This is a genomic window from Olivibacter ginsenosidimutans (assembly GCF_039542865.1).
Classification (GTDB): domain Bacteria; phylum Bacteroidota; class Bacteroidia; order Sphingobacteriales; family Sphingobacteriaceae; genus Olivibacter; species Olivibacter ginsenosidimutans.
In genome coordinates, this window is the sequence record NZ_BAABIQ010000044.1 from 47,770 (window position 1) to 72,205 (window position 24,436).

General features: G+C 39.6%; 20 protein-coding genes. 7 read left to right on the top strand and 13 right to left on the bottom strand.

Annotated features, from left to right (window positions below; all coding sequences use genetic code 11):
* Nucleotides 1-13: 13 nt before the first annotated feature.
* Both nadC and ABD930_RS19785 read right to left on the bottom strand, forming a co-directional pair.
* Nucleotides 14-865 carry a carboxylating nicotinate-nucleotide diphosphorylase gene (nadC, locus tag ABD930_RS19780; RefSeq protein WP_345234605.1) on the bottom strand — a complete coding sequence of 284 codons (852 nt, stop codon included), beginning with the start codon at nt 863-865 and terminating at the stop codon, nt 14-16.
* 141 nt (nt 866-1,006) lie between these two features.
* Nucleotides 1,007-1,408, bottom strand: a complete 402-nt coding sequence (locus ABD930_RS19785; RefSeq protein WP_345234607.1) for a DUF4783 domain-containing protein — start codon at nt 1,406-1,408, stop codon at nt 1,007-1,009.
* Between the two features lie 236 nt (nt 1,409-1,644).
* On the opposite strand from ABD930_RS19785, the gene gpmI reads away from it, so the two are divergent.
* Together gpmI and ABD930_RS19795 are read left to right on the top strand one after the other, a co-directional pair.
* A complete protein-coding gene (gene gpmI, locus ABD930_RS19790) occupies nt 1,645-3,162 on the top strand; it encodes a 2,3-bisphosphoglycerate-independent phosphoglycerate mutase (protein WP_345234609.1) in 1,518 nt (505 codons plus the stop codon).
* A 126-nt stretch (nt 3,163-3,288) separates the two neighbouring features.
* Complete coding sequence (locus ABD930_RS19795) at nt 3,289-3,831, top strand: hypothetical protein (RefSeq protein ID WP_345234611.1); 543 nt, start codon at nt 3,289-3,291, stop codon at nt 3,829-3,831.
* A gap of 136 nt (nt 3,832-3,967) precedes the next feature.
* Here ABD930_RS19795 and ABD930_RS19800 read toward each other — a convergent pair whose 3' ends face one another.
* Nucleotides 3,968-4,639: a tetratricopeptide repeat protein gene (locus ABD930_RS19800; protein ID WP_345234613.1), complete on the bottom strand. Its 672-nt coding sequence runs from the start codon at nt 4,637-4,639 to the stop codon at nt 3,968-3,970.
* A 342-nt stretch (nt 4,640-4,981) separates the two neighbouring features.
* Here ABD930_RS19800 and lon point away from each other — a divergent pair, with 342 nt between their 5' ends.
* Nucleotides 4,982-7,444 carry an endopeptidase La gene (gene lon, locus ABD930_RS19805; protein WP_345234615.1) on the top strand — a complete coding sequence of 821 codons (2,463 nt, stop codon included), beginning with the start codon at nt 4,982-4,984 and terminating at the stop codon, nt 7,442-7,444.
* A 67-nt stretch (nt 7,445-7,511) separates the two neighbouring features.
* Here lon and ABD930_RS19810 read toward each other — a convergent pair whose 3' ends face one another.
* The 8 genes from ABD930_RS19810 to ABD930_RS19845 all read right to left on the bottom strand — a co-directional run bounded on the left by ABD930_RS19810 (nt 7,512) and on the right by ABD930_RS19845 (nt 14,760).
* Nucleotides 7,512-8,945 (bottom strand): Glu/Leu/Phe/Val family dehydrogenase, encoded by a 1,434-nt coding sequence (locus tag ABD930_RS19810; protein ID WP_345234617.1) that lies wholly within the window; start codon nt 8,943-8,945, stop codon nt 7,512-7,514.
* 11 nt (nt 8,946-8,956) lie between these two features.
* Complete coding sequence (locus ABD930_RS19815; RefSeq protein WP_345234619.1) at nt 8,957-9,187, bottom strand: CcmD family protein; 231 nt, start codon at nt 9,185-9,187, stop codon at nt 8,957-8,959.
* A gap of 155 nt (nt 9,188-9,342) precedes the next feature.
* Nucleotides 9,343-9,996: a cytochrome c biogenesis protein CcsA gene (ccsA, locus tag ABD930_RS19820; protein ID WP_345234621.1), complete on the bottom strand. Its 654-nt coding sequence runs from the start codon at nt 9,994-9,996 to the stop codon at nt 9,343-9,345.
* 31 nt (nt 9,997-10,027) lie between these two features.
* On the bottom strand, nt 10,028-10,687 hold the full coding sequence (locus ABD930_RS19825) for a heme exporter protein CcmB (protein WP_345234624.1): 660 nt from the start codon (nt 10,685-10,687) through the stop codon (nt 10,028-10,030).
* Nucleotides 10,688-10,785: 98 nt separating this feature from the next.
* Nucleotides 10,786-11,238 (bottom strand): YtxH domain-containing protein, encoded by a 453-nt coding sequence (locus ABD930_RS19830; protein WP_345234626.1) that lies wholly within the window; start codon nt 11,236-11,238, stop codon nt 10,786-10,788.
* 70 nt (nt 11,239-11,308) lie between these two features.
* A complete protein-coding gene (locus tag ABD930_RS19835; RefSeq protein WP_345234628.1) occupies nt 11,309-12,451 on the bottom strand; it encodes a sugar phosphate isomerase/epimerase family protein in 1,143 nt (380 codons plus the stop codon).
* Between the two features lie 101 nt (nt 12,452-12,552).
* Complete coding sequence (gene ispE / locus ABD930_RS19840) at nt 12,553-13,353, bottom strand: 4-(cytidine 5'-diphospho)-2-C-methyl-D-erythritol kinase (protein WP_345234631.1); 801 nt, start codon at nt 13,351-13,353, stop codon at nt 12,553-12,555.
* A gap of 159 nt (nt 13,354-13,512) precedes the next feature.
* A complete protein-coding gene (locus ABD930_RS19845) occupies nt 13,513-14,760 on the bottom strand; it encodes a hypothetical protein (RefSeq protein WP_345234633.1) in 1,248 nt (415 codons plus the stop codon).
* A 254-nt stretch (nt 14,761-15,014) separates the two neighbouring features.
* On the opposite strand from ABD930_RS19845, the gene ABD930_RS19850 reads away from it, so the two are divergent.
* The gene (locus ABD930_RS19850) at nt 15,015-17,330 is read left to right on the top strand and encodes a GH92 family glycosyl hydrolase (RefSeq protein WP_345234635.1); all 2,316 of its coding nucleotides are present in this window, start codon (nt 15,015-15,017) and stop codon (nt 17,328-17,330) included.
* On the top strand, nt 17,330-19,588 hold the full coding sequence (locus ABD930_RS19855; RefSeq protein WP_345234637.1) for a GH92 family glycosyl hydrolase: 2,259 nt from the start codon (nt 17,330-17,332) through the stop codon (nt 19,586-19,588). Before ABD930_RS19850 ends, ABD930_RS19855 begins: the two co-directional genes overlap by 1 nt.
* 82 nt (nt 19,589-19,670) lie before the next feature.
* Here ABD930_RS19855 and ABD930_RS19860 read toward each other — a convergent pair whose 3' ends face one another.
* A complete protein-coding gene (locus tag ABD930_RS19860; RefSeq protein ID WP_345234639.1) occupies nt 19,671-20,165 on the bottom strand; it encodes a thioredoxin fold domain-containing protein in 495 nt (164 codons plus the stop codon).
* A gap of 3 nt (nt 20,166-20,168) precedes the next feature.
* Complete coding sequence (locus ABD930_RS19865; protein WP_345234641.1) at nt 20,169-22,439, bottom strand: TonB-dependent receptor; 2,271 nt, start codon at nt 22,437-22,439, stop codon at nt 20,169-20,171.
* A gap of 172 nt (nt 22,440-22,611) precedes the next feature.
* On the opposite strand from ABD930_RS19865, the gene ABD930_RS19870 reads away from it, so the two are divergent.
* Both ABD930_RS19870 and ABD930_RS19875 read left to right on the top strand, forming a co-directional pair.
* Nucleotides 22,612-23,397, top strand: a complete 786-nt coding sequence (locus tag ABD930_RS19870; protein WP_345234643.1) for a class I SAM-dependent methyltransferase — start codon at nt 22,612-22,614, stop codon at nt 23,395-23,397.
* A gap of 13 nt (nt 23,398-23,410) precedes the next feature.
* On the top strand, nt 23,411-24,373 hold the full coding sequence (locus tag ABD930_RS19875; protein ID WP_345234645.1) for a D-2-hydroxyacid dehydrogenase family protein: 963 nt from the start codon (nt 23,411-23,413) through the stop codon (nt 24,371-24,373).
* Nucleotides 24,374-24,436 lie beyond the last annotated feature (63 nt).

Genomic DNA, 24,436 nt, shown 5'->3' on the forward strand with positions numbered 1-24,436 from the left:
AAAAAATTCAACTTTAATTAAGCAACTGTGCTTTTAAACTCATATCGAGACTTTTAACGGAATGCGTTAATGCGCCCATGGAAATATAATTAACGCCACACGCAGCGAACTGTTTAGCATTTTCCGGAACAATTCCGCCAGAAGCTTCTGTAATGAATTCCCCCCCTACTAATCGAACGGCCTCCCGCAAGGTCTCAAAATCAAAATTATCTAATAAAATACGATCAACCTGACCAAAAGCGATAACTTCTTTAAGCTCTGCCAAATTCCTTACTTCTATCTCAACGGGCATCAATTTGTTCAATTTCTTGCGATAGGTATTTGCTGCAGTTAATGCTGCAGTTATGCCTCCGGAATAATCGACATGATTATCTTTGATTAAAATCATATCATATAAGCCAAACCGGTGATTTACCCCCCCGCCAATCTTTACAGCCTCTTTTTCCAAAAAGCGCATTCCTGGTGTAGTTTTCCTTGTATCTAAGACTTTGGTATTGGTACCTTCTAGCAAATCAACAATCTTTCTTGTTGTGGTTGCGATACCGCTCATGCGTTGCATCACATTCAGCACTAACCGTTCAGCTACTAAAATAGCATGAATGCTTCCTTCTACGGTTAACACAATATCTCCAATCGCTACCGTGTCTCCGTCATGCCGATACACCTGAACCCCAAGCGAATCATTCACTTGCTTAAAAATAGCCAAGGCTACGTCTACACCAGCTAAAATGCCGTCTTCCTTTATGATTAATTTAGCTTGACCTTGCTTTCCTTCAGGAATGGTTGATAAGGAGGTATGATCCCCGTCTCCAACATCCTCCCTTAAGGCATTGGTTATAAAAAGTTGCAATTGTTGCGTATCCATCGTGCTCATATTCGAAACTGAGCTCAAACCTAGTAAAAATTTCGGAAAAAAGGTTATCGGTATGTTTCGTTTGCTTTGCAAACAATTGTGCTTATACGACTATATGGATGATCTTATGAAATGAAATGAATAAGTAACCAACTATTTCTCTTTATCAATTCTGATATCCGTTATGAGAAACTTTCCATTAAAATTTTTAAGCGATAATGAAACCCTGAATTTTTGACTGGCATCACTTAATTCTAATACCGCATAACGATTGCTAGTATTGGTTTCCATCTTATGTAAAATTTTGCAGCTTCTAAACGTATATTTATCAAAAAAGTTATGAAGCAAAATCTCTGCTTGGTTTTTAGAATAGGTATTATTATCCTCCAAAATTGAGAGGCTTACAGAAGTAGAAAAATGCATACCCAGTTCCTTACTATCACCACTGCGAAAGCTATTTGCAATCACATCAATGATATCCGCTGTACCGAGTTGAGACAGCTGCACAGGTAAACTGTTAATTAAAAATAATACTATTAAAAACGCACTTTTCATTAGCCCACTTCGTAATTGTTCAGCATATGAGGATAGATTATCGTAATAGTGTATATATTATGACACAAATTCAATTCGACATTTTTTGCTGCGAAAAGTATGCCATTTTGTCTAATAAAAGAGAAAGCACACTCTTAAAAATCAATATTTAAAAAAAATTGGCTGTAGGACCATTTTTTGTATTAGGTTTGTGAAGATAAAAGATTCATAAAAACCATAAAATAAAAGATAACAGCATGAAGAAAGCAATGCTTATCATTCTGGACGGTTTGGGTTACGGCAAGGATGATCATTCCAATGCGGTTAAAGCCGCCAAAATTCCTTTTTTAGATTATTTATTAAGCACTTATCCGCACGCTAAGTTAGAGGCCTCTGGTGAAGCCGTGGGATTACCTGCTGGACAAATGGGTAATTCGGAAGTAGGTCATATGAACCTTGGGGCCGGTCGTGTAGTATATCAAGAACTTGGGCGTATTCACAAGGCAGTTGACGAAGGTGAATTAAAACAAAATGCCATTTTGCAACAGGCCTTTACGTATGCAAAAGAGCAGCATAAGGCGGTACATTTGATTGGGCTCGTATCTGATGGGGGGGTTCATGCACATACAAAACACCTCAAAGGTTTATGTAATGCAGCACAAGCGGCTGGTTTAACAAACGTTTTTATTCATGCTTTTTTAGACGGCCGGGATACAGATCCGCACTCTGGAGAGACATATATAAGCGATCTTGAAAACTTTTTAACCAATAATCCTGCACAATTGGCATCAGCCATTGGTCGTTATTATGCCATGGATCGGGATAATCGTTGGGAACGGGTAAAAGAGGCTTATGACTTGTTGGTACATGGACAAGGAACACCTACCTCGAATATTACTGAAGCTATTCAAGCTTCGTATGCAGCTGGAGTAACCGATGAATTTATAAAACCGATCGTTAAGGTGAAAGCAGACGGTTCTCCACTTGCCCTTATTCAGGAGGGAGACGTTGTTGTCTGTTTCAATTTTAGGACAGATAGAGGCCGGGAAATTACGCTAGCGCTTACGCAAAAGGCTTTTCCTGAATACAATATGATACCTTTAAACTTAAGGTATATTACCATGACTTCCTATGACGAAACGTTTAAAAAAGTGGACGTTATCTTCCAGAAAGACGATATTACCGAAACATTAGGTGAAGTGTTGGAGAAAAATGGAAAAACACAGGTTCGTATCGCCGAAACTGAAAAATATCCGCACGTAACCTTTTTCTTTTCAGGTGGACGCGAAGCGGCGTTTGTAGGAGAATCACGCATACTTATCCCCTCGCCTAAAGTGGCAACGTACGATTTACAACCGGAAATGAGTGCTCAAGGAATAGCGGATGCCATCTGCGAATCGATGGAAAAAAATCATCCCGACTTTATTTGCTTAAATTTTGCCAATCCAGATATGGTTGGACATACTGGCGTCTTTGATGCCGTGGTGAAAGCTGTAGAAACGGTGGATGCTTGTACAAAGCAAGTGGTGGAAAAGGGTTTGAAAGAAGGATATTCCTTTATCATTATTGCCGATCACGGTAATTCGGAATATATGATCAATGAAGATGGAACACCTAATACTGCACATACCACTAATTTGGTGCCTTGCATTTTAATTGATCAGGAATATCAACAAATCAAAGATGGAAAATTGGGTGATATTGCGCCAACCATCTTAACCTTACTACACGTGCCTGTACCACAAAAAATGACAGGTGAAGTTTTAGTTTCTTAAGCAAAACTTAAGAATATACAATAGGCAAGAATATCGAGTAAGTTATTCATTGAGCAATTGCCAAATCAATTCACCTCAACCGGTTAACTCGATATTTTTGCCCCTTTATAGCGAAACGGGTACTCCATGCTTTATAAGAAACAATACGTAACTTTTTCACTTTTACTAAGTATTTTATCTTGCACCTCGCAAAAAACAACAGAACCACTTGATCAAAAACCTTATTTTGATTTGGTTCAATATTTTCAAAAGCAAGCTAACAGACTGAAAATCAAACAACAGTGGGTATTAAAAACCGTACGTAAGAATGAAGATACCGAACAAAAAAAGCTTCAATTAACGAATTGGACAAACGAATTTGAACTTTTCAGCTCTTCTGATATTAACAAATCCGATTGGTTAAACAGTTACATCCTTGATTCTACAGTAAATACCCTTACCTATCACAGCAAAGACCCGAGACTACGTACAAAATCTATCAAAATTTACAAAAATACTGATCGATCTATTCAACAGATCCATATCCTAAATAGCGATACCAATTGGCTTTACCAGTCTACCGAAGTATTGGATTACTTTCCTGATTCTTGCTATAAAATAAACAAAACGCAGCGAATTCGCATACTAGGTGAAAACCAATATCTCATTGAAGGAAGATTTATTCCATAAAAGCTTTTGAATTCCGTTACACTTCATTCGAGACGATGAGTTTAAGTCTTTAAATCACTGTTGGCAGCCATATTCACATAAAAGCCCTGATAATCGCACGATTACCAGGGCTTTTATCAACGTTATTAATGTCCTATTATTTACTCAGATTGTCTTTATAAATCTTCACTTTCTTAATTTCTTTTGCTAAGTCTTCGCGCTTGCTATTTGCTTTTAACACATGTTGCAAATCTTCAATACTTTTTTGATACGCGTTAGTAGCCTCTTCTTTGCTGTAAACAGCTGTAGAGCTAGTGCCTTGTAAAATCCCTAAATCCCGATAGGCCATACCCCTACTTTGATAATAGGATAAGTCTTCTGGATTTAACCGAATGGCATTCGTAAAATCATCAATACTCTCTTGAAGCATTTTACTACGATCAGTGTCACTCAACTTATTACTACTTTGTACAGCTAACGTATTACGCGCTTTCCCCCGCCAATAATACGCAGAAAAATTATTAGGGCTCTGACTAAGTAGCTTGGTAAAAGAGCCGATGGCCTTATTATAATCGGCGCATCTTATTTGTGAATAGCCCAACATATAAGTAACTAGCGTGTCTGGAGTCTTCACTTTTTCCAAGGCATTTACGGCAGCCCTAAAATCTCCGTCCATGATCGCCTTATTACCTAAACGTACATAAGGATTACTTGATGAAGACTGCGACTGTGCAGCAAGAGTACCTATAGAAAAAAGGAAAACTCCTAACAACACTAACTGTTTCATTACTTTACCAAAATTCATAAATTGATTGTGTCTAATGTTCATTTATTAAAAATAGTTCTTTTTACGTTCTTCTTGCTAAATCAAAAACATAACATAGCAATCTAACGGCCACTTAACACAAAAATAAACTAAAAAAAGCGTATTTTATTGCACAAAAGCAAATATTATTCATTTACAGCACTTTAAATTTTAAATAGTGTATCTTCGCAAAGACGTATCCATTACCAATAGCTTTCCAATATTGACCTGAAAATATGACATAAATAGTAAAAAACGGTACAAAATACGATCTTGGCATAGCCCTTGCGAAACTAACCTTACATACAAAAATTGTGGGAAAAACTGTCATTTTGACCATAGATCCCTAAAACATATACAGCGCAAATGAGTAAGTTTGATCTATTTGATTTTAACAATGCCTTACCAATCATAAATGAAGACACGGAATTTTTCCCCTTGTTTACCCAACAAGATGAAGATGATATGAGTAGTGAGGAATTACCTGAAGTATTATCCATATTACCCTTAAGAAACACCGTTTTATTTCCCGGAGTGGTGATTCCGATCACCGTTGGGCGTGATAAATCCATTAAATTAATTAAAGAAGCGTATAAAGGTGATCGCATCATCGGCGTGGTGGCCCAAACGGATATGTCTATTGAAGATCCAACGTTTGATCAGCTTTATAATATAGGTACCGTAGCTGTAATTATTAAAATGCTGCAAATGCCTGATGGTAATACGACGGTTATCATCCAAGGCAAACAACGTTTTAAATTAAAAGAAGAAGTACAGTCAGAACCGTATATTAAGGCTTCTATAGACCGTTTTGTTGAGGATAAACCGAAAAAAGAGAAAGAATTCAATGCCATGTTGTCATCCATTAAGGAACTGGCTTTGCAAATTATCAACATTTCTCCAAACATTCCCAGCGAAACAGGTATTGCCATTAAAAATATTGAGAGTTCTTCTTTCTTAATCAATTTCATTTCATCCAATATGAATGCTGACTTAATTTTAAAACAGCAACTGTTGGAAATGAAAGACATTAAACAACGAGCTAATAAAGTATTAGAGCAATTGACGGCAGAATTGCAACTATTAGAGCTCAAAAACCAGATTCAGAACAAAGTACGGGTTGACCTCGATAAACAACAACGGGATTATTTCCTCAATCAACAATTAAAAACTATACAAGAAGAGCTTGGTGGTTCTACACCTGATTTGGAAATCGAAGAATTACGAAAAAAATCCCTCACTAAAAAATGGGGGGCAGAGCCGGCTGCGCATTTTAAGAAAGAACTGGATAAATTAAGCAGAATCAATCCAGCCGCTGCCGATTATTCGGTACAATTGAATTATTTAGAGTTATTGATTGACTTGCCTTGGAATGATTTCAGTAAAGATAATTTTGATCTCAAAAGAGCAGAAAGAATTCTAGACAAAGATCATTATGGTTTAGAAAAAGTAAAACGGCGTATTATTGAATATTTAGCGGTATTAAAGCTAAAGAAAGATATGAAAGCGCCTATCCTATGTTTAGTAGGCCCTCCAGGAGTAGGGAAAACTTCTCTTGGTAAATCTATCGCCAAAGCATTAAACCGCAAGTATGTCCGCATGGCCTTAGGAGGCGTACGTGATGAAGCGGAAATTAGGGGCCACCGCAAAACTTATATTGGCGCGATGCCAGGCAGGGTCATCCAATCCATAAAAAAGGCGGGGACTTCTAATCCGGTTTTTGTGTTAGACGAAATCGATAAAGTGGGAAATGACTTTAGGGGAGATCCTTCGTCAGCTTTATTGGAAGTGCTGGATCCTGAACAAAATAATGCTTTTTACGACCATTATGTTGAAATGGATTATGATCTTTCGAATGTAATGTTTATTGCAACGGCCAATAACCTTAGCTCCATACAACCTGCTCTGTTAGATCGTATGGAAGTCATTGAAGTCAACGGCTATACCATTGAGGAAAAAATAGAAATTGCTAAAAAGCACTTATTACCTAAACAACGAGAACAGCACGGCCTAACTGCAAAAGATATTACCTTAAAGAGCAAAATTATTGAACAGGTGATTGATGAATACACCCGTGAATCGGGTGTGCGTGGACTCGAAAAACGTATTGGTGCTTTGGTTCGTGGTGTTGCAACTCATATTGTTATGGAAACACCTATCGGGCCCAATATTAATTCGCAAGAAGTGATTGATATTTTAGGTGCGCCGATATACGATAAAGATCTTTATGAAAGCAATGATGTGGCCGGTGTAGTAACTGGTCTGGCATGGACGCAGGTTGGTGGCGACATTCTCTTCATTGAATCCAGCTTAAGCCCAGGCAAAGGTAAACTTACATTAACGGGTAATTTAGGAGATGTCATGAAGGAATCTGCCGGTATTGCCATGGCCTATCTGAGGGCCCATGCGGAAGAATTTGGCATTGACTTCGATTTATTTGATAAGTGGGATGTACATATCCATGTACCTGCTGGAGCAACACCAAAAGACGGCCCCTCCGCAGGTATTACCATGTTAACCGCACTAGCCTCTTCATTCACCCAACGCAAAGTAAAAGCCAATTTAGCCATGACAGGCGAAATAACTTTAAGAGGAAGAGTGCTTCCGGTAGGTGGCATCAAAGAAAAAATATTAGCAGCAAAACGAGCCAACATAAAAGATATTATTTTATGTAAGGCCAATAAAAAAGATATTACTGAAATTAAAGAAGATTATATTAAAGACTTGAATTTCCATTACGTGACCAATATGAATGAAGTGGTGAAATTGGCATTATTAGATGAAAAGGTCAAAAGGCCACTGGATTTCAGTGTAAACGCGAATACGTAAAAATTCAAAATGCACATAAAAAATGGCTAACGGGAATTTTCTGTTAGCCATTTTTTATGTTTACGTTTTAAGGCCAAATACCCATATTCTGATAAGAGGTAGCGATTTTATCAATCGAGCCGACAAAAGCCGCCGTACGTAACGTATCAATATTAGGATTCGCCATTTTAATCTTCCGGATTTCATGGTATGAACGAATCATGGTATCTTCGAGCCCCGAATTGACTAACTCTAACTCAGAAGCGCCTTTAACAATAACACTACGTTGCTCGGAAGTTAACGTAACACCTGTTACAGCTTCTACCATATTGACAATATTAAGATTAGCCGTTTCTTCATAACGTTTGTCCATCCGCCCAAAGGCTACATGTGATAAATTTTTAAGCCATTCAAAATAAGAAACGGTTACCCCTCCAGCGTTACAATACATATCCGGAATGATGATTCCACCACTTTGTGTAAAAATTTCTTCCGCTTTCGGAGTGGTTGGCCCATTAGCGCCTTCCGCAATGATCTTCGCTTTAATTTTACGGATATTTTCTTCGGTAAGTTGGTTTTCTAGTGCCGCAGGAACCAAAATATCACAGTCTTGTTCTAGGCCTTCACTGGGAACTGTAAATTCTTTGCTCGCTTTCCTATAGCCTAAAACACTTCCGGTATTGCGTCTATGCTCCAAAATAGCGTCCACATCCAATCCGTCTGGATTATACAGCGCGCCATCATACTCGCATACTCCAACAATCACCGCCCCATATTCCACTAATACTTTAGCTGTATTATATCCTACATTTCCCAGTCCTTGCACAATAATCCGCTTACCCTCAATACCTGGTGTTAAGCCCAAAGATTTCATATCTTCTGCAACGTCTACACATTCCCTAATCGCTATAGCCACTCCCCTTCCAGTTGCGGCTTTACGCCCATCGATGCCACTTAAGGAAAGCGGTTTACCCGTTACACTCCCTAGGGCGTCCAATTGCCCGGGGTTCATGGTTAAATAGGTGTCGGCAATCCAGCTCATCTCACGCTCACCTGTACCATAGTCAGGCGCTGGAACGTCAATAGCCGGACCAATAAAATTCTTTTTTACCAATTCAACAGTATACCTTCTGGTAATCGTTTCCAGTTCGGGCACGGAATAATCTCTAGGATTAATACAAATTCCGCCTTTAGCTCCGCCAAAAGGAACATTAACAATAGCACATTTATAGGTCATCAACGCTGCCAAAGCCATCACCTCATCCTCATTCACCATATCGCTATAACGAATTCCTCCTTTTGTTGGTGATTTGTGATGGGAATGTTCTACTCGCCATGCATCAATAACTTCCAACTTGCCATTCGCTCTACGAATGGGGAAACGAAAACGATAAACACTGTTACACGCCTTAATCTGATCAAGCAAACCTCTATCGTGGTTCGTAAATTGGGCTGCATGATCAAAAAATTGGCAAACGTCGTTAAAGAAACTAAATTCTCCTGTTGACTTTTTTGTAGCCATAATAAAATTAATTAGTAATTGGTTTTGTTTTTCCTTTTGTTTTCCATGCGACTGATTTTCCGGTCTATGGTAAACAGATATATGATAAAGCCTAAAAAGATTACACAAACTACAGCCACTACCACATAAATCTTACCCGAACTCCGCAAAACATCAGCCATTTCCACATCGTTTGATGTCTGTGCAAAACTAGGAAAAAAGGATATCACCCCTAGCAAAAACAAAAGAATTAGCTTCTTCATATCGTTTAATACAAATTATTATTTTATTTTAAATAAAAAACTCAAAATCATACGTTCCCTATACCAATTGTGTCTTTTATCACTAAGACAATAAAATTTAAAAAACCTAATAATGAGTTCTATACATCAAAATTCTGTCATCTTTGAGGGGCTGGCTATTCTTCGTTTTCCAATAAGCGGTAACGAAAACGTAAAGACATAATCCAAACACCGATTAACATCCATCCAACAACAGCAGGATAGAATACAGCACGCATGGTACCATCCATATCCAAATTACTAAACGCTGGATTTCCTCCATTCCCTGGGTGCAAAGAGTCTGTAAGCCGAGGTAGAATAAACAATAATACCACCATTACCGGAAAGGCAAAAATATTATAGATTGCTGAAATTTTTGCACGCTTTTGTTCTTCATCCAAAGCATTCCGCAACACCAAATAAGCGAGGTACATAAGCGTCGCAATAGCGCTGCCGTTCAATTTTGGGTCATTTGGCCAAGGCTCTCCCCAAGTTACATTAGCCCAAAGCATTCCAGTCATTAGTCCAAAAGCACAGAATATAATACCTACATTTACACATTCTACGGCCATCAGATCATGTTTTTGATCGTTGGAAGAAAGATATTTTATACTATAAACTACCGATATAAAGTACAATAAAATCATAGCAAACCACATCGGAATATGAAAGTAGGTATTACGAATGGTTTCATGCAAAATGGGTAACTTAGGCACCGAAACTAGAAATCCGGCAATTAGGGAATAGCCGATCAGTACAGCCCCTAGAATTTTCCACCAATAAGCCCTCATAGGATATTACTATTTTAATTTGTCGAGTCGTTTATTCACGCCAAATGTAAGGAAATAACAATAAAGAAACGGTAATAACCATTAAGTTTATTGCCAACAGCACACCTATTTCGTCATAGCTAACGCTCCTATCCAACCCATCCATAGCATTTTTTGAAAGTTTGATCAAAACAAGAATTAGCGGTAGAATGATAGGAAAACTTAAAATTGCCATTAATGTCCCATTGTTTCCCGCCTTGGCACTTATGCCAGATACCATCGTTAACACTGTTGCAAAACTTAAACTTCCCAACATGATCGTGAAAAAGTATAACGCAGGATCACCTAGTTGATTTTTGAAGATGGTGCTATATGCAAAAAATGCTACCACAGCGAGCAGTAGCATTAATAGAACATTGTAAATAATCTTTGATAAAATAACTGCGCGAGCACTAACTAAGCTATAGTAATAAAGCTGCCTACCCTTGTTTTCTTGGGTGAAACTTTTTGAAATGGCATTAATAGCCGCAAAAAGCAAAATAATCCAAAAAAGCGCATTCCAAATAACAGGATGAACAGATTTAAACGCTTGGTAGCACACAAATACTGTCGAAATTACATACAACAAAATACCGTTCAACGCATACTTTGAACGCCATTCTAATGTAATCTCTTTACGGATCAGCAAGGTTACCTCTTTAATTAAACTCATCGAGGCAAAGATACTCTTTTCGGAGATACTAGACATAAGACACAAGATACAAGACTTATCTTTAGGTCTTGATACTGGAGACTGATGCCTTGATACTTCTAAGCTTTATCTACTTTTTGCTTCGCTTTTTGACTTGCTTCCTCCATCTGATCAAGTGCCCGCTTGGCATATTCCTTGGCACCGTCTTTCACGTCTTTCGCTCGGCTTAATCCTTTTTTAGCAAGGTTTTTGGCTTCTTCTTTGTACTTGTTAGCCCTTTCCATCGCTTCATGACTAGCGTCTTCTGCAAGATTAACGACTTTTTCATACTCTTCCTTTGCTCGCTTAGCCAACTTAGTTGCCCTTTCTAAGCCTTCTTCGGCTTGCGCTTTTAAATTTTTGCTTAGACTATTAACGCCATCAACAGCTTTGTTTAAGGTCTTTCGCCCCTCTTTCGTACCAAACAGGTAATAAGCAGCTGCTCCTACAGCTAATCCTGTCAAGGCAAAAGCAACGAACTTCGTTGTCTTATTGCATGCTTTTAATTCTTTCTTTTCTTCTTTCGTGTTCATACTCCTATAACAAATTCACAAAAAAAAGGTTTGGCGACAAAAAAGATAAATAAGGTCTACCAAAGAACGCTCATTTCTGATAATTAGATGATACGTCTGCCATCGTTTTTATGGGTATATCTTTTACGGAGGGTAGCTGCAAAGGCTTAGCTCCGCTATAGACGTAGCCAGCGGATGTTAAATTCCAAAGTAGCGGACTCAAAAAGCGGATACAGGCTTCACAACCTTGAACCGTAGCAGCAAAGTTGCCGGTGTCTTTAGAGTTTTTTGCTTCATTCTCTATTTCAAACGGTCCGTCAAAACCTTTCGATTGGAGGGTTTGTACAAACGCCGTCCAGTCCATATCATCCGTCCCGCCAAAGCCCGGAAGCATTGCTTCGTAATGATGACGATCCCAGTCGTTAACAGGTTGTGCAACACCAGCTGCTGCCGCTAAAGTCGCATCTACTTGTTGCATTGGATACATGCCGCCCCAAGCGATGCGCCCAGGGGTCTGCAAATTACGGGTAGTTTTTACATGAATGCGATGAATACGGCGGATATCGCTATCCGCAATCACCGCCACCGGATCAGTATGTTGCCAAATATCGTGTGAAGGATCATAAATTTCGCCATGTGCTTTACTCGGTATAAGGGTATACATCAATTTACGTGCTGCCAATACTGCCGGTAGATTATTATAGGTCGAGGTATATGCCGCCGAACGCCATCCTTCCATTGGACAATTTTCATATAAAATAGTTACGCCTAGACTTTCTGCATATTGAACAATAGGTCCAAATACGCGCAGGTATTCATTTAGATTTTTCTGAAAACCATTTTCTTGTACACCTAACTCATGATTGTAGCCTACAAAGGTCCCCACTTTTATGTTATTCGCATCCCCACCTAATAGATAAGCCATGCGAATCAGTTTTAAGAGATGATTTTGGTTTTTGAGACGTTGTTCCATGTCTCCACCAATCATGTTTTCAAAGGCGCCCAAAGACAATTGCAATCCAGCCTGATTAAATTCATCCAGTAGATGCTTTGCCTCTTCCGGACCAAAATGATCATAATCCAAATGAGTTGCCACGTGGTCTTGGCGTGTACCGTCTTTCCGGAAAACACAAAGATCTATTCCTTGTGCTCCCATTCTTGTTGTTTGTTCTATCAATTGTGCCAATGTCAGCTGTTCAAAAGCTGAACTCATGATCCAAATAGGGTTATTCATTTGTTGAGTATTTAGTATTCAGTACTTAGTATTTAACGATAGTATTCAAAATTCGTCGGCTTAAACCGTAAAACTTACTTATCCTTTCTGCTTTACGCTTGCTATACCCAAAAAACTTCATTTTTGCATTTCATTTCTTCCAGTTCTACTGGTTTCTCAAAAATCCCAAAAACAGTAGAGCCCGATCCGCTCATGGCCGCATAAATAGCTCCTTGTTCATACAAATAAGATTTTATTCCTCTAATTTCCGGATAACGTTCAAAAATTCCGATTTCAAAATCATTAAAAATTTTCTCTCTCCAAGCTTCAACAGGCAGGTTAATATTTTCCAGCAACTGTTTAGATTCACGAAGAGATCGAATACTACCATAGGCCTCGCCTGTGGAAATATGTACTGGTGGTTTAACCAATACGAATGAATACCGAGAGAGATTCACCTCTACGGGAGTAAATATATCTCCTATACCTGTAGCATATACGGGTTCATTCCGGATAAAAAAAGTACAATCTGCACCAAGCCTACGGGTGTAATTTTCCATCTGCTCTATGGATAGAACAAGCTTAAAATATTGTGCTAGTAATTTTATAAGAAAAGCCGCATCTGCAGATCCACCACCTAAACCAGCACCTACAGGAATATGTTTGTGTAAATAAATACAGACAGGTGAGAGGTCAAAATCTTCGGTCAGTAATTTATATGCCCGAATACAAAGATTGTCTTGGTTGTCATTTGGAATTCGGATACCCGAAACTTCCAATCGTACGGTATCCGAAGGCACAATTTCCAAGATATCATACAGTTTAACAGGATAGAAGACCGTTTCAAGGTTATGGTATCCATCTGTTCGCCTATTTAACACCTGTAAGCCGATATTTATCTTCGCATTGGCAAAAGTAATCATGCCGCTAAGTTACTATTTCGTTATTGCTTATTTGGCATTCGTTCCTGGTTTTTACCAACAAGCTCCCATTTTGGTTCATATTAGTCTGGCTCAACAAGAAATTTAAAGAACACATTCTTCTTCCGTATCCGTTGGAAACTTTTTTCCTTTAGAAGGTAATTATTTTTCCCACATTTTAATCGACGAAAGTTCTCCTGTAGCAATATTCCAATTGTACTCTATAATCTCTGCGTAGCCAATAGCTTGTATCTTCCAAACATACTCAAGAGGGGTTGGTGCCGCATGATGTTGAAATCCAATAACGGCATTGTCCTGTACGCGTTGTGTTATCGGTCCCTCTTTGCTCAAATGTCGGCCACTACTGAGGAAAATATAAAGATTCATGGTCAGGTCTTCCGGACCAAATATAAAAGGATTTAAACTGGTTAATTCATCTTTAATCCCGACAGAATCAACATCCTCTATTATTGCATGGGCAGATGCCGGAACAGTTATAGGCGCTGGTCTGTCTGTTAATAATTGCTTGCGTACCTGTAGATAATCTGATTTGTTTTTCTGAAAAAAGGTATGTAAAGCAGTGCCTATCGACTTGGTTCGTTCATAATAACTGTCGTTTCCAGCGGATGTTATCTCATGATATAAATTCCATTGAAACGTTCTTAGCTTGAAAAACAAGGTATCCCAAAGAGTAGCAGGCTTCATAAAGTCGGTAAACGTGATACCTTCAATGACGTGAGCATCTGGTGGCAAATAATTAAAATTGCTCATTACTCCCGTTTCGGTATTCCAAGAAAACGAAATCGGATATAAGCGGTTAACATTCCAGATTTTCCAAACGTGATTATGCTCCTGCTTAACATAGGTTTTGGCACCACACAATTGGCTAATAGTAGCTTGATTCCGGCCATCTTCCCCATTTAAATCTATAATTTGAGGCATCAAAAGATTATTCACTAAAAGGGTAACCTCCGCCGGACTTAACGCATGAATAAGAATTAAGCTGGCGATCTCCGGCATGTTATAGAAACTTTCCAGGGTACTATCCATCGGTATCGGTTTATACGGTAAATTAGCCAATGCTTTTGGTGGCATAGCAAATTTGGCTAATTCTTGTTCCCGCACCGATAGATAGTCTTCCGCATGGGCATCTAGAAAACCTTTTAACGTTATAAAAAGTGGTGTTTTTTGTAGTGCTTTCCTTCTTTCTTCTGTTGTTGAGGTCTGCATGGTATCCGCAATCGACCTAAACTTAATTACTTCATCTGCCGTGCTAAGCATAAAAGCTGCTATCTCCTGCTTCAATGCAGTACGGCGCTGATCGTTCTGCTGAGTATAGCCCTTTATTATACCTAAGCAAAATAATAAGGTAATGAAAGCGGTTTTTACAAACGAATGTATAGTCATCATTGCCTCAAAACTAAGATGCATCAGCAAAAAAAGCAATAGCTGAAAACAGTGGTTAACGACAGTCAACCACCGAAAGCAAAACAACGCTTTTTTTTAACCCATAAAATGCTAGCTTTGTAATGCGTACAGCCTGTTTGTAAAACCGTTGTTCCCTTTTTTGGATGTAAATGCAATTGAATGCTAAAACATTATAATTTTAATACGCTAAAGCAATTTAGCTTATCAACACAAAAGAAAAATATTTACTAAAACAAATGAATTTACCAACAACACGTTTTAAAAAAATTTTAAGTGCAGCACTTTTTATAACAACATGCTCAACGGCATTAGCTCAAGAGCAGTCCGATCCGGTTTCTTATGTCAATACACTCGTAGGGAGCCAGTCGAAATTTGAATTGTCAACCGGAAACACATATCCTGCTATTGCCATGCCATGGGGTATGAATTTTTGGGTTCCACAAACCGGAAAAATGGGTGACGGATGGATATATACGTATACCGCTGATAAAATTAGGGGATTTAAACAAACACACCAACCGAGCCCGTGGATGAACGATTATGGACAATTCTCTTTAATGCCTACCACTCGTAAGCCGATATTTGATGAGGAAGAACGCGCCAGTTGGTTTTCGCATAAGGCGGAAATAGCGAAACCTCATTACTATAAGGTGTACCTAGCAGATCACGATGTTACGACAGAAATCACGCCAACGGAAAGGGCTGCTCTTTTTCAATTTACCTTTCCCGAAACAGACCAAGCTTACGTAACTATAGATGCCTTTGATAAAGGTTCTTACGTCAAGGTAATTCCAGAAGAGCGTAAAATAATAGGTTATACAACCAAAAATAGTGGTGGTGTTCCTGAAAATTTTAAAAATTATTTTGTCATCGTTTTTGACAAAGACTTTACTTACCATGCTGCTGTAGCCGACAAACAAATCCATACCGATCAATTGGAAGCAACCAGCGATCATAGCGGCGCTATTATTGGCTTTGCTACCCATAAAGGAGAGCAGGTACATGCGCGTGTGGCTTCTTCCTTTGTAAGCATTGAACAGGCATCGCTCAACCTAAACGAATTGGGAAATCAATCTTTTGATCAACTCGTACAAAACGGTAAACAAATCTGGAACAAAACCTTGGGGAAAATTGAAGTTACCGATAAGCAAATAGATCATTTACGTACTTTCTATTCTTGTCTTTACCGCTCGGTGCTCTTTCCGCGAAGTTTTTTTGAAATTGATGCGCAAGGCAAGGTGATACACTATAGTCCGTATAACGGACATGTTTTGCCGGGCTATTTATTTACAGACACGGGTTTTTGGGATACCTTCCGTTCTTTATTTCCTTTTCTCAACTTGGTTTACCCTTCAATGAACGTTAAGATGCAAGAAGGATTGGTAAATGCTTATAAAGAGAGTGGTTTTCTGCCCGAATGGGCTAGCCCCGGACATCGGAACACCATGGTGGGTAACAACTCGGCATCCATTGTAGCAGACGCATATATTAAAGGATTAAGGGGGTATGCCATTGACACCTTATGGGAAGCACTGAAGCACGGTGCCAATCACGTACATCCTACCGTACCTGCTTCGGGGAGAACCGGTTATCAGGAGTATAATCAATACGGCTATATTCCAAATGATGTGCATATTTCCCAAAATGTTGCCCGCACCTTAGAATATGCTTATGATGATTGGACCATCTACACCCTAGGTAAAAAGTTACATAAGCCAGAAAAGGAGATCGCTATTTATGCCAAACGGGCAATGAATTATAAACATGTATTTGATCCGGCGTATAAACTGATGCGTGGAAGGAAAAAAGACGGTAGCTTTCCGACAACATTTGATGGTACGGATTGGAGCCGCGACTTTACTGAAGGGAATAGCTGGCATTATAGCTGGTCGGTATTTCATGACCCACAAGGCCTTATCCAGCTTATGGGCGGAAATCGGTCCTTTATTAATATGTTAGATACCGTTTTCATCATTCCAGGTGCCGAAGGAATGAAAAGCAGGAGCATGATCCATGAAATGCGTGAGATGCAAGTGATGAATATGGGACAGTATGCACATGGTAATCAACCCATGCAGCATATGGTTTACCTCTACAATTACGCCGGCCAACCTTGGAAAACCCAATATTGGGTACGTGAGGTGATGGATAAATTATACAATGCCGAAGCTGATGGCTATTGTGGTGATGAAGATAACGGACAAACATCAGCCTGGTATGTCTTTTCAGCCCTAGGCTTCTATCCGGTATGCCCGGGAACGGATCAATACGTAATTGGTTCACCCCTTTTCGAATCGGTAAAATTGCATCTGGAAAATGGTAAAGAAATATCCATTACAGCTCCTAACAATAATGAAAATAAACGCTACATCCGTCAGCTAACTCTCAATGGCCATGCGTATACCAAAAATTATTTCAGTCATGAGGATTTAACCAAGGGTGCAACTATCAACGTTGAATTAAGCGACGAACCAAACAAGAAACGTGGTATCGCCCCTGACGATGCCCCTTATTCCTTTAGTAAAGAATTTCAAGAAAAAGCTACGCGATAATGAAACGATTAAACTTTTCACTCTTGTGGGCCGTATGGCTAACAACAATAACAAATGGCTTTGCGCAGACTAAAGAGCCTGTCGACTATGTCAATCCGTATATTGGCAATATCAGCCATTTATTAGTCCCGACCTACCCTACCATTCATTTACCCAACAGCATGTTACGCGTTTATCCTGAACGGGAAAACTTTACAGGTAATGTGCTCAACGGATTACCTTTAATCGTGATCAGCCATCGCGGAAGCTCGGCTTTTAACCTAAGTCCTTTTCAAGGGGCTTTGCAGGATATTCAATCGGTAATCCCTTTGGGTTATGATAATGAAGTAATTAAGCCGAACTACTATAGTGTTGATTTGGATGACCAGGATATAGCGGTACAATACGCCCCCTCTCATCAATCGGGAATATACACCTTCGATATGAGCCATACCAATGAACCGGTCTATCTAGTGTTGAATACACGAGATGGAGAGCTCTCTCATGATGGTTATCGTGTGAGCGGATATCAGCAATTGGACAATAACACTAAGGTGTACATCTACTTGGAAACAGACATCAAACCACTGGAAATTGGAACCCATAAAGGCGAACGTTTAGCAACACAGGAAAAAACGACGAAAGGGCATAACGCCTATTTTGTATTAAAATTTCCCAATAATAGCAAAACCCTAAAAGCTCGTTACGGAGTTTCGTTTATCAGTGCTGAACAGGCAAAGAAAAACCTGAGACGCGAAATTCAAGATTATGATGTGGAAGCCTTAGCAAAAAAAGGACGTGACGTTTGGAACAAAACGTTAAATAAGATACAGGTTTCTGGTACCGATGAAAATGCAAAAACGGTGTTTTATACCTCGTTGTATCGTACATACGAGCGGATGATCTGCCTTTCGGAAGATGGTCAATATTTCAGTGCCTATGACGGCAAGATACATAATGATAACGGTAGGCCTTTCTATACAGACGATTGGATTTGGGATACGTATCGCGCAACACATCCTTTAAGAGTCATTATCGAACCACAAATGGAGGCCGATATGATTAACTCTTATTTATTGATGACACAACAGATGCCTCGTCCCTGGATGCCAAATTTCCCAGAAGTTACTGGCGACAGCCGTCGAATGAATTCCAATCATGCGGTGGCTATGGTGGCAGATGCTTACAACAAAGGCTTACGCAATTTTGATCTTGCGGCTGCTTACCAGGCATCGAAAGCAGCCATAACCGAGAAAACCTTGGCGCCGTGGTCTTCAAAACCGGCAGGTGTGTTGGATCAGTTTTATAAAGACCATGGTTACTTTCCGTCCCTAGCTCCTGACGAAAAGGAAACTGTTCCAGAGGTGCATTCGTGGGAGCGGCGGCAACCCATAGCTGTAACGTTAGGTACCGTGTATGACGAATGGTGTTTAGCACAAATTGCTCAGGCCTTAGGTAAAAAGGAAGAAGCCCAGCATTTTGCCGAACGAAGCTTAAATTACCGGAAGGTGCTAAACCCCGAAACGAAATTTTTCCATCCGAAAGACACTTTTGGCGTTTTTATGCCTAATTTGGATTACCGTTTCCCTCCAGGGATTGGTGGACGCGACGCCTATGATGAAAACACGGGCTATGTGTATCGTTTCGATGTACCGCATAATATAGCGGACCTGATCCAATTGATTGGCGGAAAACAAGCTTTTGTCGATGCGTTGGAAAATATGTATAGTACACCTCTGGGTAGAGGCCGACCTGATTTTTATCATATTTATGCTGATCATAGTGGTAATGTGGGGCAATATTCTATGGGTAATGAACCAGCCATGCATATTCCTTACCTATACAATTATGCGGCACAACCTTGGCGTACACAAAAAAGAGTACGTAACCTGCTGCAACAATGGTTTAGAAATGACGTCATGGGAATACCGGGCGACGAAGATGGTGGTGGTTTGACGTCATTTGTTGTCTTTTCCTCGTTAGGCTTCTACCCGATTACACCCGGATTGCCTATGTATGTTATCGGCAGTCCGATGTTTGAAACAGCAAGCCTGTCTTTAGGGAATGGGAAAACTTTTCAAGTGGTGTGCCAAAACTATGCACCTGAGAATAAATACATTCAATCGGCCAAGTTAAACGGCGTGCCTTGGAATAAATCGTGGTTTAGTCATGAAGAATTACGCAAAGGTGGAAAATTGGAATTGGTTATGGGTAAACACCCCAATAAAACCTGGGCTGCAACTGATGATGCTATCCCTCCTTCTTTTACGATGAATTAAATCGATAAATCACATAGCAAAATAGCTTTGGCGTTCGTACGGTACTCCATCCGTTACGAACGCTTTTCTTTGCTAACCTCTGTTAGTTCTCCGGAACGTCTAAAGATAAAAGACTCATGAGTTGGTTTTTACGCAATAGTCCATTATAACGGTAAAGCACACGATAATTAGCATCTAGCAAAATCCAAAGTGGAAAACTCATCTGGTTCTGGTTTCCGGAAAGCGTTACTGCCAGATCATGTATACCTCCGGATACTCCCTTTAGTGGTGGTTGATATAACCTTTTATTAAAATATACAGGCGAGTCTTCTTCGGCATTTAGTTCGACAAAATATACGGATTTAAACAATAAAGCAATCTGTTTATCTTTTTCTAATAATTTTCGCTGCATGGCACAGTAACCACACCTTCCAGAACCAATTAACACGACAATTGGCTGCGGCTTCACCAACATACTATCGTCGAGCTGCGCAAGACTAATTTTGGGTAAAATATCCTGTCCCTTCGCCGTGGTGATCATGGTTATTAAACTTGTTAACGTAATGATCCATGTTTTTATATCGATTTCCTGTATCATTCTCTACTTTCTTAAAATTTGATAACGAATACCAAAGAATCCGCGAATGCCTTGTAAGGACGCATAATTATACTCAGTATCAAAGGTATAACCGTTTGGATTTTGCACGGGATCATCTACGTATTGATCAAAAGGATCAAACGGACGCATTAAGGGGTATTTAGGTACGAAATTAAAAAGATTCTTGACCCCTCCATACAGCTCCACGCCATTTTTAAACTTCTTGGTCAGTTGTATATTTGCAATACAAAACCAGGGTGAATATTCCGGCCTATAGTCGTTTGGCTGTATTGGAAGTCGCATTGGCCCATCCCATTGCCCGGAAAGATCGATCGTGTATCTTTTCGGTAATTCGTAACTTGCCGTAAAGGTACCCGACCATTTTGGCGCGTGCAGCTGCCGGACTTTAACGTAGCCTTCATCTTCTTGGGCTTCCTTTTGATAAACATCCATAAAAGTGATACCTGCCAGCAGTTTCAACGGAAATTGGAAAGTTAAATCGGTATTCCAGGAAATCCCCCTCGATACCGCATGCCCGTGTAGGTTATCATAAATAATCTGGTTAGGATCCGTATCGAAATCGCCAACAAGTTTATTCGTGAAATAGGAGTAAAACCCTGTAATATCAAAGCCTAGAAAAAACTGGTCCGTAGGAATACGCCATATATAATTCAAGTTACTATTATACGATCGTTCAGGGTTAAGCGCTTCTGCAATCACGACCTCGCGGGCACCCGTTAGAGCAGCGTGATCTTCCGTAAACAAATTCACGACGCGGAAACCGGTACCAAAACTTGCCCTGATGGTGTGATGGCTATTCGGTGAAAATTTATAGGCTATCCTTGGCGAGTGCACATGACCATGGTTTTTATCGTGGTCGTATCGATAGCCTAACAAAAGGCTATTCTTCTTATTCATTTCCCATTCGTCCTGGACAAACAATCCCGGCAAAGGTGTCTTTGATGGAGCATTTTTAATACCATCTGCCGAAGCGGTTGCTGGTGTATTATCATCATATACCGTATAACGCATTGCTGCACCTAATAAAAAATGATGTTCAGCCCCAATCGCCTTATCCCAATAGGTTTGTACAAAAGCTACTTGCTGCGTTGCCCTATAAGGGGTGTTTCCATACCACGAGTTTTGGTTATGCCAATTATAGGAAAATTGGGTAAAGACTTTTTCAACCATAGGCCATTGATAGAGGCCTATTACTTCTGCTCGTTTGGTATAAATGCTTTCGCCATATACCTCGTCACTTCCTCGGAAAGATTTATTCCAGCTCATTTCTCCTCCCCAACGGTCCTCATACACATATCGTGCAGCCAAACTTGCCGAACGTCGCTCTTTTCGCGCAATATTCCATTTATTGAACACCGAAATCCGGTTTTGTAAGGTCATATCGGTAAAGTTGTCGTGGTTATGGTCGATTTTTCGCTGAAAGTTATAATAATTCAATCCCAACAAGCTTGTAGTCCGACCTAATTGGAACTTCGCTCCTGCATCAACACTCAGCTCCCCCCAGGTGGTACCCAATACGTCGGTGCTTATGAGCGGAGCATTTAATGGGTTTTTGGTAATGACATTAATAATTCCACCCATAGCCTCTGAACCATATAAAGAAGAAGCTGGCCCTTTAACCACTTCTAAACGCTCAACCATACTGTTCGGAATACCACTCAGTCCATAAACGGTGGGTAAAGCACTTACAATGGGCATTCCATCAATTAAAATCAGCGTATATGGTCCTTCCATTCCGTTGATATGAATATCATCCGTGTTGCAAACGTTACAGTTTAGCTGCGGTTTAACACCGTTGATCATGGCTACCGCATCAAATAAGCTTGGTGTTGGATTCTTTTTAAAATAATTTGGTGTGAAAACTTCTACTGGTATCGGACTTTCCAGCCTGCTTACTTCACGCATAGTGCCTGTAATCACTACCTCATTAAGCACCTCATTGTCCATTCTTTTAAGGACAATGTCATGTCTAACACTGGTATCACCTACCATGAAAATCTCGATAGCTGATGAAACATAACCGACAGAACTGATCTTCATTTCATATTTACCAAGGGGCATTCCCATAATTACATAATGGCCAGTTGAATCCGATTTGGTTCCTAAAGCGGTTTTTAACAGTGTAATAGAAGCGGATGCAATGGCGTGGCCTGATTCATCCGTTATTTGTCCCTTCAGTATTCCCAATTGTCCGAAGACGCTCGATGAACATAGGATAAAGCATAGCGTAAAAAATAAATTTGAATAATGCATGATGATTGGAAAACAATAATTTATTCAGCATAACTAGTAAAGTTAGGTATATCTAACAAATTATTTTAGAAATATTATTACTATTGATTTTGACTTATAATTTCTATTGTAGTTTCTATGCATTTTGGTTAAGTTTGGAAACCGTTGTTTAACTATTAAAGAACACACAATAATGGCCGATCTTACATTTAATTACGATGATCCTGAAATCCAATACGCTTCCCACCGCGTACCTGATCCTTGTATAGCCTCTTACATCAATGAGGCACTTGGAGATACTCGATCACTAATTAACGTAGGGGCAGGTGCAGGGTCTTATGAACCTTCTGATCGCTATGTAGTTGCCGTCGAACCCTTATCAGTTATGCGCGCGCAGCGCTCGGCACAGCGTAAAGTTCCTGCAATTATAGGAAAAGCCGATACTTTACCTTTTGATGATAGCACATTTGATGCCGCCTTAGCCACACTAACGATTCATCATTGGCCCGATATCGCCAAAGGTCTCCAAGAACTCCATAGGGTTTCCAATGATCGTATACTGATCCTGACGTTTGATCCAAATGCAATGGATATCTTTTGGGGCTTTAATTATTTCGGGGAAATGCTTGAGGCCGAACGATTAAAATTCCCTACAATGGATTTCATTACACGCGTTCTTGGTGATCATTGTGAGGTGAAGACGATCCCCATCCCACTGGATTGTACCGATGGATTTATTGAAGCATTCTATGGCCGTCCAGAAGCCTTTTTAAACCCATCCGTTAGAAAAGCACAATCTGCTTGGGGGTTTCTTTCTAGCGGTGTGGAAGAACAACTGGTTACTAGACTGCAACAAGCTTTGGATAGCGGTGAATGGGACAGAAAATACGGATATCTTCGTAATCAGCCTGAATTTACAGGATCTCTACGATTAGTTATAGCCAGAAAACCACGAGCTAAATCCTTATTCGCCCATTAGAATACCACCTATAATGAAAATCACCATTTTAGATGACTACCAAAATGTTATTAAGGAATTAAAATGCTTTGACTTACTGAAAGAACAATTGGTTCAGATACGACATCATACGGAGAAAAATCCAGAAAAATTGGCGGAACAATTACAAGATACCGATATACTGGTTTTAACCCGTGAACGAACAAAAATTGATGACCGCTTGCTTTCATTATTGCCAAATCTTAAACTAATTAGCCAGACGGGCAAAATTTCGAATCATCTGAATATATCGGATTGCACCAAACATAAGGTATTAGTTTCCGAAGGGATTGGATCTCCTATCGCACCAGCGGAGCTAACTTGGGCTTTATTGATGAATACGGTGCGGCAACTCCCGCAAGCCATTGAAGCAATGAAAGCTGGTAAATGGCAGATTAATATCGGAAATACCGTTTATGAAAAAACTATTGGCATTTGGGGATATGGAAAAATAGGACAATTAATAGCGCAATACGCAAAAGTTTTTGGAGCTAACGTAATTATCTGGGGCAGTGAAAAGTCGAGAGCCAAAGCATTGGCCGATGGCTTCAGCACAACAAATAGCAAAGAAGTTTTTTTCAAAACAGCTGATATTATCACCATCCACCTCAGGCTTACTAAAGACACTCTAGGTATTATACGAGAAACTGATTTAATGCGCATGAAAGAAAATTCTATTTTGATTAACACTGCAAGGGCTGAGCTTATTGAAAAAGGTGCCTTAGTGCATTGTTTAAAAAAAGGCAGACCTTCTTTTGCTGGATTAGATGTGTATGAAGAAGAACCGATCTATAACCGCGACAATGAACTGCTAAAAATGCCTCAAGTAATTTGTACACCCCATCTGGGTTATGTGGAAAGGAACAGTTATGAACGTTATTTTGGTAAGGCCTTTGAAAATGCGCTAAACTATATTAACGGGCATCCAACGAACATTGTAAATAAGGAAATTTTATAGAAAAAGACATATGAATTACATTTAAAACCTTACTTTTGCAGCAGATTCGGCCTGGCGATTTTG